The following is a 13,224-nucleotide window of genomic DNA, read 5'->3' as shown; positions in this document are numbered from 1 at the left end:
AGGAATTACCATGAAATTAGTGCCAAGATACACAGACATTACGGAAAACTTTGCGATAGAAGATTTCCCTGCAAGTGTTGCCTTTCCTCAGTTATTACTGTGGAACGAGAGCTTAGCAAAAGAGTTTAATATTAACGTTGCAGCTGATTTGCGTGCTAGCACTTTTAGCGGTAACGAAAAACAGGCGATTCTTGCAGTAGCACTTGGTTACTCTGGGCACCAATTTGGACATTTTTCACCACGTTTAGGCGATGGGCGAGCGCATTTACTGGGCGCTATTAATGATGATAAAAACCAGTTGTGGGATATTCAATTAAAAGGCTCTGGTGCTACTCCTTACTCAAGAGGGGGAGATGGGCGTTGTGCACTTGGTCCTGCTATTCGTGAATACGTAATGAGCGAGGCAATGCATGCACTAGGCATTAAAACCACACGCTGCTTAGCGGTTGTTGGTAGTGGTGAAACGGTTTATCGTAATCCGCCACAAGCGGGCGCCATAGTGACTCGTTTAGCAACGAGCCATATTCGTGTTGGCTCGTTTCAATATTTAGCGACGCAAGGCGATGTTGAAGGACTTAAAAATTTAGCCGATTTAGCTATAGAGCGACACTACCCAGAAATAACAGATACAGGATCGCAGCGCTATTTAGCATTTTTAGGCGCTGTGATTAAAAACCAAGTTAAGCTAGTTGTGAGCTGGATGCGTGTTGGCTTTATTCACGGAGTAATGAATACCGATAATACGCTAGTAAGCGGAGAAACCATTGATTACGGCCCGTGTGCCATGATGAATAGCTTTGACTTTGATACTGTATTTAGCTCTATCGACAAACAAGGTCGGTATGCATTTGGTAATCAACCTAATATAGCTAACTGGAACTGTGCTCGTTTAGCTGAGAGTTTAATACTGCTTATCAGCGATGATGACGAACAAGCTGTTTCGTTAATGACGCCATACATTAATAGCTTTGCTGAGCAATTTAATACTGAGTTTACGGCTATGTGGGCACAAAAACTGGGTTTAAATGAATCTTGCAATAGTAGTGGCGAGTTAATCGCAGAGTTGTTAACACTATTAAAAGATAACCAGCTCGATTACACCAATACTTTTGATGCGCTTACTGAATCCTTAAAAGAAGAAGTAGTAATACCAGAGTCGCTAATTGAATGGAGAGCTAAGTGGGTAAGCTTAACCGACGATAATAGTTATGAAGTAATGAGAACTGCAAATCCTCGTGTAATACCGCGTAATCATGTGATCGAAGAAATAATTGCACAATATAACGCTACTGGGTCTAGTGAGTTGCTACAGCGCTTTATAAAAATAGCCAGTAACCCGTATTCTGACAGTGAAAAATTATCAGAATTTCAAGCTACGCCGATAAATGAGAATGATTACCAGACTTTTTGTGGTACTTAACTCTTAACTTTAAATATAACCACATGATTAAAAAGAGTCATTTTTTAATCAAACATGCGCATATATCTAGGGGAATGTTAATTCTGGTGGTATTATGCGCCGAATTAAAGCCAAGCAATGTTTCTTTGCATTTACATTTATAAGTGCATTTAATTTAATTGCTCTTACATTCCTTGCTAAGTACTAATTTACAAAAAACTACTATATTTATTTTTCAATAAAGTTTTAATTTCGCCTATAGTAAGTGGATGTGTGTTGTGACTGGGCATAGAAAAAAGTTATAAACTTTATTTTTCGTTAAGTATTGATTAACAAAGGCTCAGTTAGTCTATATAAAACTGATTGAGCTAGTATCGATTAGCTACAATTTAAAATTGTTCAAATGGGAAGAAAACAATGAAATTAAAATCACTTACAATTGCAATCGCGTTGGCTGCAACTAGCGCATCTACATTCGCTGCTGATAAAGAAGAAGGTTTCTACATTGGCGCATTTGGCGACTACTATGACGCATCTTGGAAAAACATGCGTGCTCAAGCTGGTCTTGACGTAAATGAATCAACTGGCTGGGGTGTTGAAGCCGGTTACCGTTTCAGTGATTACTGGAGCGCACGTCTTGAATATGCAGATATGGATTTTAATGCTTTTGATAAAGTTGCTGGCAACCGCAACAGTATTGATGGCGAGCGTTACGGTATTGATGCTCTTTACCATTTAAATGGTGGTCCTTTCTACGGTCTTTTCGGTATTAAAGAAATGGACGTAGTAGATGACAACACATTCTTAAATGCAGGTGTTGGTTACCAACATTTCATTACAGATGGCTTATTTGTAAATGCTGAAACAGCTGTATACCAAGGTCTTGACCGTGGCTACACAGATGTAGGCGCTAAAATTGGTATTAACTACTTATTCGGCCAAAATTCAGCTCCTGTAGAGCCAGTTAAACCAGCTCCAGAAATTGTTGAAGTAGCTGTAGCTCCTACAGATAGCGACAACGACAACATTGCTGATGCAGATGATAAGTGTGCTAACACACCTATGACTGATGCAGTTGATGGCACTGGTTGTACTTTATATGAAGATAAAGAAGTAACTGTAAGCTTATTAGTGACTTTCCCTAACAATGCTTCAGCAGTATCTACTCAGTACTTAAACGATATTGAAAAAGTATCTGCATTCTTAAAAGAGTACCCAGATACAACAGTACTTTTAGAAGGTCACACTTCTTCTGTAGGTAAAGCAACTTACAACAAATGGTTATCTAAAAAACGTGCTGATGCAGTAGCTAAGCAATTAGTTTCTGATGGCATTGCTAAAGACCGTATTACTACAGTTGGTTTAGGTGAAGAGCGTCTTAAAAATGATGCAAACACTAAAGCTGCAAACGCAGAAAACCGCCGTGTAGAAGCGCATATCAAAACTATCAAAAACGTTAAAGTTTTACGTTAATTAAATAGTTTGTAATAAAAACCCAGCCAAGTGCTGGGTTTTTTTATGCCTGTAATAAATTAATATTGGTTAATGGTAATGATTCTTACTTAACAAGTATTCATGAAAATAGTTTTTACTACAACCACTATTCATAGTATTTATAATCGGTATAATCAGTTGCGTAACTGGATGGATTTTCATCTATCCATAAAAGCTTTATAATTACGCGTTAGAATACTATAAGTATTGGGTAACTTATTTGCGCTTGAAGCGCTACCGGATACTTTCACGTCACCAAGAGGGCAATATTGTGCTACAAGAATATCGTAAACACGTAGAAGAACGTGCCGCGTTAGGTATCGTACCAGCGCCATTAGATGCTCAGCAAACTGCTGATCTTATTGAATTAATCAAAACTCCACCTGCAGGTGAAGAAGAATTCATTTTAGATTTGTTCATTCAGCGTATACCAGCAGGTGTTGATGATGCTGCTTATATTAAAGCGGGCTTCTTAGCAGCTGTAGCTAAAGGTGAAACTAATTCTCCACTTGTTTCTAAAGAAAAAGCGGCAGAATTATTAGGTACAATGTTGGGCGGTTACAATATCGCACCAATGATTGACCTACTTGATGACGAAACACTTGCACCAATCGTAGTTAAAGGCCTTTCAAATACATTACTTATGTTTGATGCGTTTTACGATGTAGAAGAAAAAGCAAAAGCAGGTAATACATTCGCTAAGCAAATTATTGAGTCTTGGGCAAATGCAGAATGGTTTACTAATAAACCAGCTGTTGCTGAAAAGATTTCAGTTACTGTATTTAAAGTAACTGGCGAAACAAATACTGATGACTTGTCTCCTGCACCAGATGCATGGTCTCGTCCAGATATCCCACTTCATGCTTTAGCAATGCTAAAAATTGAACGCGATGGTATTACACCTGATAAAGCGGGCGAAGTTGGTCCAATTACTCAGATTGAAGAATTAAAAACTAAAGGTTTACCACTTGCTTACGTAGGTGATGTTGTTGGTACGGGTTCTTCTCGTAAGTCTGCAACTAACTCTGTACTTTGGTTTATGGGCGATGATATCCCGTTTGTACCAAACAAGCGTGTTGGCGGTGTATGTCTAGGTAATAAAATTGCTCCAATCTTCTTCAACACAATGGAAGATTCAGGCGCATTACCAATCGAATTAAATGTTGATGAACTCAACATGGGCGAGCAAATCGATATTTATCCGTACGAAGGTGTTGTTAAGCAACATGGTACTGATAAAGTGATTTCTACTTTTGAGCTTAAATCTGATGTGATTTTAGATGAAGTTCGTGCTGGTGGTCGTATTCCACTAATCATCGGTCGTGGTTTAACTGATAAAGCGCGTACATCTCTTGGCTTAGGCGCAACTGATACATTTAAAGTACCAACAGCAACAGAAGTTTCTGATAAAGGCTTCACACTAGCGCAAAAAATGGTTGGTAAAGCATGTAACGTTGCAGGTATTCGCCCAGGTCAGTACTGTGAGCCTAAAATGACAACTGTTGGTTCGCAAGATACAACAGGTCCTATGACACGTGACGAACTTAAAGATCTAGCATGTTTAGGTTTCTCTGCAGATTTAACAATGCAGTCTTTCTGTCATACATCAGCTTATCCTAAGCCTATCGATGTAAGCACTCACCATACGCTTCCTGATTTCATCATGAACCGTGGCGGTGTTTCACTTCGTCCAGGTGATGGTATTATTCACTCGTGGTTAAACCGTATGTTATTACCAGATACCGTAGGTACTGGTGGTGATTCACATACACGTTTCCCATTAGGTATTTCATTCCCAGCCGGTTCGGGTGCAGTAGCATTCGCAGCAGCAACGGGTGTTATGCCGCTTGATATGCCTGAATCTATTTTGGTTCGTTTTAAAGGCGAAATGCAACCAGGTATCACTCTACGTGACCTTGTTCATGCAATCCCTTACTACGGTATCAAACAAGGTTTATTAACAGTTGAGAAAAAAGGTAAAATTAACGAATTCTCTGGTCGCGTACTAGAAATTGAAGGCGTTGAGCACCTAACTGTTGAGCAAGCGTTTGAATTATCAGATGCATCTGCAGAGCGTTCGGCAGCAGGTTGTACTGTTAAGTTATCTAAAGAGTCTATCTCTGAATACCTAGAATCAAACATTGTTATGCTTAAGTGGATGATTTCTGAAGGTTACGGCGATGTACGTACGATTGAACGTCGTATTACTGCAATGCAAGATTGGTTAGCTAACCCAGAACTAATGGAAGCTGACGCTGATGCAGAGTACAAGCATATCGTTGAAATTGATTTAGCTGAGATTAAAGAACCTGTTCTTTGTGCTCCAAATGACCCAGATGATGCGCGTCTTCTTTCTGATGTTGCTGGCGAGAAAATTGATGAAGTATTCATCGGTTCTTGTATGACTAACATTGGTCACTTCCGTGCTGCTGGTAAGTTGCTTGATGGCTTTAAAGGTCAACTTCCGACTCAGCTTTGGGTTGCTCCACCTACTAAGATGGACAAAGACCAACTTACAGAAGAAGGTTACTACGGTATTTTTGGTCGTGTTGGCGCACGTATCGAAACTCCAGGTTGTTCACTATGTATGGGTAACCAAGCACGTGTTGCAGATAAAGCAACGGTTGTGTCTACCTCTACACGTAACTTCCCTAACCGTTTAGGTAATGGCGCAAACGTATTCTTAGCATCATCTGAGCTTGCTGCAATTGCTGCAATCATTGGTAAATTACCAACAGTTGCTGAGTACCAAGAATATGCTGCGAAGATCAATGCAACGGCGTCAGATACATACCGTTACTTGAACTTCCACCGTATGCCTGCTTACACTAAAAAAGCAGACAACGTGATTATTCAACAAGCTGTATAATTTTTAGAGTTTGTTTAAAAACCCGCTTAGGCGGGTTTTTTATTGGCTAAAATAAATATTAGATAGTTCATGCTTCTTTTTTTATATTATTGTATTAAATCTAGTCTTAAGTTACTTTTAAAGTAATTAATCGCGCAAAAATTCCTATCAAAATGCATTAAAATCCTCATCAATATTCTCATTATTTTAGGCGAGATTTTATGACAGCATTAAACAACCAGAATTTACTGCAACTACGTTTTGTTAACCAAGCAAATATTGATTTGGTTAAGCCTTCTTTTGATAACCTGCCTGCAAATCCATATGCAGATGGTGCCTTTCGTAAACGTCGTTACTCAGTAGTTAAAATGCAAAATGGTGAAATAAAGTTACAACAAACCAAAGCATTTGTTCAAGATGATTCAATTAATACTTTTCAAGGTAATGTAGAGCGTACTTACGAAAACCTAGAGCAAAGTTTACTTGAGTCAGAAGGCATGAAAAGCATTGTAAATGAGTTTCGCCAACTTACCGGTATTGATGAGCAGCGTGATATTGAAATTCATCAGTTCCGTATGCTTGCAATTAACAGCGATACGCCGGCAGCGCCAGAAGGCGTACATCAAGATGGTTTTGATCATGTATGTATATGCGGCGTTTCTCATGAAAACTTAGAAGGCGGCGAGCTACTTGTATACGAAAACAAGCAAGCTGAGCCTTGTTTTAAAATGGAAATAAAAGACGGCATGTTTGCATTAATAAACGACCGTCAAGTGTGGCACAACGCAACACCTATGAACAAAATTGATGCTAGCAAACCAGGTTACCTGGATTGTTTTGTATTAACGTCTTAAGGAATAAGCATGAACATAACGCAATTACGTGAGCAGTTTCCTGCATTAATGCAAAACGTTGATGGTAAATCGCCAATATTTTTAGACGGACCAGGTGGCTCGCAGGTACCAACATCGGTGCTTAATGCGATGACAGCTTATTTAGGTCATTATAATTCGAATTTAGGTGGCGCGTTTTTTTCTAGTGATAAAACGGTTGAGTTGATGGCGAATGCGCGCCAAGCCGCCGCTGACTTACTTAATGCACCTAGCTCACAACAAATTGTGTTTGGTCCAAACATGACCAGCCTAACATTTAGCTTTAGTCGTGCAATTTCACGCGACTGGCAGGTTGGCGATGAAATAATTGTAACCAATGCCGATCATTTCTCAAATGTATCGTCGTGGCAACAAGCCGCAGAAGATAAAGGCGTAAAGGTAAATACAGCGCTTATTAACGAAGCAGATTGCAGCTTAGATATGGCGCAGTTTGAAAGCTTATTAAACAGCAACACTAAGCTTGTGGCGGTAACGTATGCGTCAAATACCACAGGTTCAATTAATAATATTAAACGTATTGTTGAGCTTGCTCACGCTGTAGGCGCACTTGTTTATGTTGATGCCGTACATTACGCACCGCACGAACTTGTAGACGTACAAGCACTTGATTGCGACTTTTTAGCCTGCTCTGCATATAAGTTTTTTGGCCCGCATTTAGGTATGGTTTACGGTAAAAAAGAACATTTAGACGGGTTTACGCCTTATAAAGTTGAGCCAGCTAAAGACGTAGCACCAGGTCGTTGGGAAACCGGCACACAAAGCTTTGAAGCCATGGCGGGTTTTATCGCGGCTGTTGATTACATTGCAGCAATTAGCGAACTTGACGATAGCCATTCACGCCGCGAAAAGTTAAGTGTGGCTTTTGCTAAAACTAAACAACACGAAATGGCGCTTAGTGAGCACTTTTTAACGCGCTTGGTAAACTACCCACGCATTAAGTTGTTTGGTATTGATGACTTTGATCGCTTAAATGAGCGTACACCTACTTTTGCTTTAATTTTTGAAGGGCTTGAGCCACGCGCCGTTTCAGAATTTTTAGGTAAGCAGCATATTTGTGTGTGGGATGGTAATTTTTACGCGCAAGGTTTGTGCAAGCAATTAGATGTGCTTGATAAAGGCGGTGTAGTGCGCATTGGTTGTATGCACTACAACACCATTGAAGAGCTAGATCAGTTGTTTAATTTATTTGATGAACTGCTCGGTTAAATAATACTGATTTTGGTGCGCTAACTCTTTGGCGCACCATATATTTGTTCTGCACGATTAAACAACACCCACGATGTTAAAATATACTTATCGTTTGATACTGGCTTATTGCCTCTGTGGGTATGTGTAAAGTAGCCAGGAGCTATTACCATAGTGCCTTTTTTAGGTGCTATTTTACGATTTTGATAGTAAAACTCCGTTTCACCACCTTCTTCTACATCGTTTAAGTAAAACATAAATAACAACACGCGATGCAAAGCTTCATTGTGCTGTAGCTGCGGATAAACTTCACTGTGCCAGTAAGGGTAGCCACCTTTGTTTACTTCATATTTTTGCGCTTGAATATTACCAAGTCTAAAAATTTGCTGCACTAGCAAAGGCAATTGCGGTTTACCCACTTCTTCAAAATTCTCTTGGGTTAAATCGACTACTTCACCTGTTTTTGGGTGATAGACCTTTAAGCCAAACGCCCCAATCATCATAAAAATATGCTCTTCAACATACTTAAAAACATGCTGTGCAGTCGTTTGTTGTATATGTTTTAATTGTTGTGCATATTCGGGGTGATTATTTAAGTGTAGGTCGTGGCTGTCTTTTTTCTTTAAGTCGACACCGCCCGATGTTACCCCTTGTCTTACATGCGGGCTTTGCGCGAATGTGGAAATAAATTCATCGCAAAACTCATCGCTTAATGCGTTATCAACAACGCGTATAAAGTCCGTCATGGTTTACCTTTATATAATTATTATTGGATTTTTATGTTTATTGAAAAAGTGATGCCGCGCTTTAGCGAAACAGATGCACTCGGACACATTAACAATACCGTACTACCTGTATGGTTTGAAGTCGCACGTGGACCTATTTTTAAGTTTTTTACACCGGACTTAAATCCACATGATTGGAAATTGATTATCGCCAAAGTTGAAGTGTCGTTTGTAGGCGAATTATTTTATGGCCACGAAGTGACCGTAAAAACCTCTGTAGAGCATATAGGCACTAGCTCTTTTACGCTTAGGCAAGAAGCATGGCAACACGATAAATGCTGCGCAATAGGTAAGGCCGTTATGGTGAGGTATGATTTTATTGCTAAATCAAAACAAGCGCTTAGCATTGACGAAAAAGCAGCGCTTAACGAGCATATTTACCAAAGCAGTTAACCTTACGAGGCTTATATTTTACATAAGCCCATACTGAGCTGAATTATTGTAAATATATGATGGCAGCTGTAAATATTTGTCGAGAAATTTCAACGTATTTAGATTGAGTTACAGGCTTCAATTATATACTATTTATATTATATATTGTTGCGCCGTTATAACAGGAAATGTTAATTCGGTAATTTGATTGGAGAATGCGTGTGACATCTATTGCCAATAACCAACCTTTACAAGTTATTCAGCTCAGTGATGGTCAAAATTTAACAGCTGAAATTTTGCCATTTGGCGCAATAATAAAAAGCATTAAATTTAAAAAACAAGAAATGACGCTTAGCGTCGATGATCCTCAATACTATCTTGAAAACCCATTTTATCTTGGCGCTACAGTAGGTCGATACGCTAATCGCATTGCAAAGGGGCGTTTTAACTTATCTGGTACGCAGTATCAACTAGAAGCAAATAACGGCCCTAATAGCCTGCACGGCGGCGTTAAAGGCTTTAATAAAGTACTTTGGCAAGTAACCAAACAAACTGAAAGTGAAGTTGAACTTTATTATTGCTCGCCCGACGGCGAACAAGGTTTCCCCGGTGAGTTGCAGGTTTGGCAAACGATTAGCGCTAAAAACGGCGAGCTTACTCTGCACTTTAAAGCGCTAACCAATAAAGAAACGCTCGTTAACTTTACCAACCATTGCTATTTTAATCTTGATGGCAGCGAATCAATTAATGAACACCTTGTTCAAGTTAATGCCAATTACTATCTTCCTATTGATACAACTAGTATTCCACTTAATGAATCTGCATCAGTCACCGGTACCTGCTTTGACTTTACTAAGCCAGCTCAAGTTGGTGAGGCCTTAAGCGCCGTTCATCCTCAACTAGAAGCTGGAAATGGCTTTGATCACTGCTATATTTTTAATGATGACAGCAGTTTAAAGACGATGGCTACATTAACTTCGCCACACACGAACGTTAGTTTAACCCTTAAAAGTACGCAGCCAGGCATGCAGTTATACACCGCTAACTTTGTAGGTGCGCCTTTTAAAGCACGACAAGCTTTGTGTTTTGAAGCGCAAAATTGGCCAGATGCGCCAAATCGTGAAAATTTTCCAAAAGCTAATTTATTACCGGGAGAGGATTACGAACAGGTTATTATTTACTCTTTTTCTGAGTGAATACAGCATTCTAATGTTAATTTAAAGAAAATTAAAAGCAAAAATACAGTGATTAAATGCTATCCATAATTCAGGAAAAGGTTGCACTTTTTGCTGGTTTAAAGTATTTATAATATAAATAGTATTTGAAACTATATGCACTACCACAACGACACAACGACTACACACAATCAGGAGTTTTTAAAAAATGATAATTAACAATAAGTTATCGTTCAACAAGAAAACCGCGATCAGTATTGCTATCACAGGCATATTGGCAAGCGGAAACGTTGCAGCTCAAGGCGCTGAAGGCAATACGCCTACAGTAGTAAATGAAGATGTTGAAGTTATCGCAGTAACGGGTATCCGCAGCAGCTTACGTTCATCAATGTTAGATAAAAAAGCATCTAATGTTGTTACAGACGGGATTAAAGCAGAAGATCTTGGTAAATTTCCTGATTTAAACGTAGCAGAATCTCTGCAACGTATTACAGGTGTAGCAATTGACCGTAGTGGTGGTGAAGGCCAAGCGGTAACTATTCGTGGTTTTGGTCCACAATTTAATACTGTACTTGTTAATGGTCGTCAAATTGCGACAGACAGCGCAGGTCGTGAATTTAACTTTGATGTATTGGCCGCGGATCAAATCACCGGTGCTGATATTTATAAAAGTAATACAGCAACTCTTCAAGAAGGCGGCATTGGTGGTACGGTTAACGTAACTACAGCACGTCCTTTTGATTTTGGTGGTTTACATATTTTAGGTTCAGTTAAAGGTATGTACGAAAGCCTTTCTGAAGAAGTATCTCCATCAACATCATTCTTGATAAGTAATACGTTTAACGATGACAAGCTAGGTGTGCTTTTTGCCATCACTAATCAACAACGTAAACTTCAAAATAACCAAATTTTAACGGCAGGTTGGCGCGGTGGCCAAACAATCTCTAATCCAACAGATGGTGTACTGTTTGAAAATGCTTACATTCCACGTAACTGGGACCAAGTAGTTGATGAGCAAGACCGTGAACGTACAAATGCAAGTTTAGTACTTCAATACGCACCGTCTGACGATGTTACGATTACTGTTGATGGCATGATTTCAAAATTCGAAGTTGACTCAACAGTACGCGATTTAGCATCTTGGTTTGAACCAGACCGCGTAGGCAGTGCAACGATTGATCCTGAAACAGGCACGCTTTTAACTTTCTCTCAAGAAGTTGGCTTAGGCGCGCCAAGTGGCGACCCTGCAAGCGACTTTGTATCACATACACGTAACTCACGTGATGTAACTAATAAAGCATTTGGTATTAACGTTGACTGGCAAGTAAACGAGTCATTAAAAGCTAAATTTGATGTATCTCGCTCAACAGCCGAAAACGACCGTGCGGGTAGAGATCGCTTTAACGTTGTAGGTGTTATCAATAGCTATACTTTTGACGGTACAGGCAGCATTCCTACTGTACAGCATGATGGTTTTGAAAATGGTTCGTTGCCAGATCCAAGCCTAGCGCGACTTCATTACAACGAAATTGGTAATCAATTTACAGATGAAGATGAAATTACTGAAGTAAAAGCCGATTTTGAATATGTGCCAGATAAAGGTCCAGTTGATCGCATTAACTTTGGTGCTTATCGCCAAGAACGTGAAAAATCAAGCTTTCAAATCTTTGGTAGTCAATGTCAGTTCTGTGGTTATGGTACACAAGCACCACTTGATGCAATTGATTTTGAAGCTTATACAGCGAGTAACTACTTCCCTGGTTTAATCGATACATTTTATAGCTACGATGGCGATAAAATGCTTGATTACTTAGCCGATCAAGGTTTCCCAGTAGAGCCAACACTACAAAATAACCGTTACACAATTAACGAAGACATCACTAGCTTATACATGGACTTTACGCTTGGTTTTGACCTTTCAGATATGCCCGTAACAGTTAACTTTGGCGCGCGTTACTCAGAAACTGATATTGAAGTTGCTGCAATACAAAGCTTTATTAGCGATGTAATACCAACGTCAGATGCGACATTGTTTGCTAACGTATTTGGCCCGGCTACAAGCATTGAACAAGGTACTAGCTACTCAAACTTACTCCCTTCTTTAAATGTTAAGTTAGAGCTGCAAGATAACATGATTTTACGCTTTGCAGCGTACGACAGTATCACTCGCCCAACTATGTCTCAGCTATCTCCTGCGACAAACTTTAACGAGCCACGTCGTCAAAATTTAACGGCAAGTGGTGGTAACCCAGCACTTAAACCATTCCAATCAGAAAACTGGGATATCTCTTACGAGTGGTACTACAACGATGCTAACTTATTTAGCTTTGCAGTATTTAGTAAAGAAGTTGACGACTTTATTGTTACCCTAACAGGTGCAGAAACATACGAAATGTCTGACCGTTCAGGTCCTGATTTTGCGTGTACTACATGTACAGACCAAACAGATGACGAACTTATTGGTAGTTCAGAAGTTTACACTGTAAGTCGTCCTCAAAATGGTGAGTCTGCAACTGTAACCGGTTTTGAAGTCGGTGTTACTCACATGTTTGAAAATGGCTTTGGTTTTATTGCCAATGCAACTGTTGTGAATAGCGACATTAGTGTGGGTGACGATACTACACAAACATTTGCACTAGAAGGTCTTGGGGATTCACAAAACTTAATATTTTTCTATGAGCAAGAAAACTGGCAAGCACGTGTTGCATTTAACAACCGTGAAGGCTTTTTACGCTTAGTTGATAACGGCTTTAATGGTGAACCAGTGAACGTAGAAACTTACGGCCAGTGGGATATTAGTGCAAGCTACGATATTAACGAAAACTTCACTATTTTTGCTGAAGGCATCAATATTACTGAAGAAGAGTTAGTGCAAACAGGTCGTTTTGCTAACCAAATCTATTCAGTAGAAGATAATGGCTCACGTTACGCGTTTGGTATTCGCGGATCGTTTTAATTAATGGTGGAGGCGTATTTTTAGCCTCTTAGTTTTCATTAAAGCACCAAGGTGCTAATACCAATTAGGTTAATTTAGCAGTAATGTATATTAGTTAACCTAATTGGCTAAAATGAA

At 39.4% G+C, this 13,224-nt stretch carries 9 protein-coding genes; 8 read left to right on the top strand and 1 reads right to left on the bottom strand.

Going from position 1 to position 13,224, the window contains the following annotated elements; genetic code table 11:
• Positions 1-10: 10 nt before the first annotated feature.
• From CXF89_RS03625 to CXF89_RS03605, 5 genes are all read left to right on the top strand, one after another.
• Positions 11-1,420, top strand: coding sequence for a protein adenylyltransferase SelO (locus CXF89_RS03625; RefSeq protein ID WP_121953816.1), 1,410 nt, complete (start codon positions 11-13; stop codon positions 1,418-1,420).
• A 396-nt stretch (positions 1,421-1,816) separates the two neighbouring features.
• Positions 1,817-2,872 (top strand): OmpA family protein, encoded by a 1,056-nt coding sequence (locus tag CXF89_RS03620; RefSeq protein WP_024597215.1) that lies wholly within the window; start codon positions 1,817-1,819, stop codon positions 2,870-2,872.
• Between the two features lie 292 nt (positions 2,873-3,164).
• Entirely contained in the window at positions 3,165-5,762 is a 2,598-nt protein-coding gene (gene acnB, locus CXF89_RS03615; RefSeq protein WP_007579986.1) for a bifunctional aconitate hydratase 2/2-methylisocitrate dehydratase, read from the top strand.
• A gap of 200 nt (positions 5,763-5,962) precedes the next feature.
• Positions 5,963-6,595: a 2OG-Fe dioxygenase family protein gene (locus tag CXF89_RS03610; RefSeq protein ID WP_007579988.1), complete on the top strand. Its 633-nt coding sequence runs from the start codon at positions 5,963-5,965 to the stop codon at positions 6,593-6,595.
• 9 nt (positions 6,596-6,604) lie between these two features.
• Positions 6,605-7,840, top strand: a complete 1,236-nt coding sequence (locus CXF89_RS03605) for a cysteine desulfurase-like protein (RefSeq protein ID WP_121953815.1) — start codon at positions 6,605-6,607, stop codon at positions 7,838-7,840.
• Between the two features lie 20 nt (positions 7,841-7,860).
• Here the strand turns inward: CXF89_RS03605 and CXF89_RS03600 are convergent, their stop codons facing one another.
• Entirely contained in the window at positions 7,861-8,565 is a 705-nt protein-coding gene (locus CXF89_RS03600; protein WP_101163268.1) for a 2OG-Fe(II) oxygenase, read from the bottom strand.
• 33 nt (positions 8,566-8,598) lie between these two features.
• Between CXF89_RS03600 and CXF89_RS03595 the strand changes: the two genes are divergently transcribed.
• From CXF89_RS03595 to CXF89_RS03585, 3 genes are all read left to right on the top strand, one after another.
• Positions 8,599-8,997 carry an acyl-CoA thioesterase gene (locus CXF89_RS03595; protein ID WP_024589549.1) on the top strand — a complete coding sequence of 133 codons (399 nt, stop codon included), beginning with the start codon at positions 8,599-8,601 and terminating at the stop codon, positions 8,995-8,997.
• Positions 8,998-9,197: 200 nt separating this feature from the next.
• Positions 9,198-10,172 (top strand): aldose epimerase family protein, encoded by a 975-nt coding sequence (locus CXF89_RS03590; protein ID WP_101216852.1) that lies wholly within the window; start codon positions 9,198-9,200, stop codon positions 10,170-10,172.
• A 187-nt stretch (positions 10,173-10,359) separates the two neighbouring features.
• Positions 10,360-13,107: a TonB-dependent receptor gene (locus CXF89_RS03585; RefSeq protein WP_007579998.1), complete on the top strand. Its 2,748-nt coding sequence runs from the start codon at positions 10,360-10,362 to the stop codon at positions 13,105-13,107.
• Positions 13,108-13,224 lie beyond the last annotated feature (117 nt).

This window comes from Pseudoalteromonas sp. MelDa3 (genome assembly GCF_002863625.1).
Lineage (GTDB): Bacteria > Pseudomonadota > Gammaproteobacteria > Enterobacterales > Alteromonadaceae > Pseudoalteromonas > Pseudoalteromonas arctica.
Note: the sequence above shows the minus strand (reverse complement) of the source record. Positions and strands in the feature narration are given on the sequence as shown.

Bases quoted from the DNA above. Each gene is read 5' to 3' on its own strand.
- CXF89_RS03610 (WP_007579988.1), top strand. From the start codon at position 5,963: ATGACAGCATTAAACAACCAGAATTTACTGCAACTACGTTTTGTTAAC.
- CXF89_RS03625 (WP_121953816.1), top strand. From the start codon at position 11: ATGAAATTAGTGCCAAGATACACAGACATTACGGAAAACTTTGCGATA.
- CXF89_RS03620 (WP_024597215.1), top strand. From the start codon at position 1,817: ATGAAATTAAAATCACTTACAATTGCAATCGCGTTGGCTGCAACTAGC.
- CXF89_RS03600 (WP_101163268.1), bottom strand. From the start codon at position 8,565: ATGACGGACTTTATACGCGTTGTTGATAACGCATTAAGCGATGAGTTT.
- CXF89_RS03595 (WP_024589549.1), top strand. From the start codon at position 8,599: ATGTTTATTGAAAAAGTGATGCCGCGCTTTAGCGAAACAGATGCACTC.
- CXF89_RS03605 (WP_121953815.1), top strand. From the start codon at position 6,605: ATGAACATAACGCAATTACGTGAGCAGTTTCCTGCATTAATGCAAAAC.
- CXF89_RS03585 (WP_007579998.1), top strand. From the start codon at position 10,360: ATGATAATTAACAATAAGTTATCGTTCAACAAGAAAACCGCGATCAGT.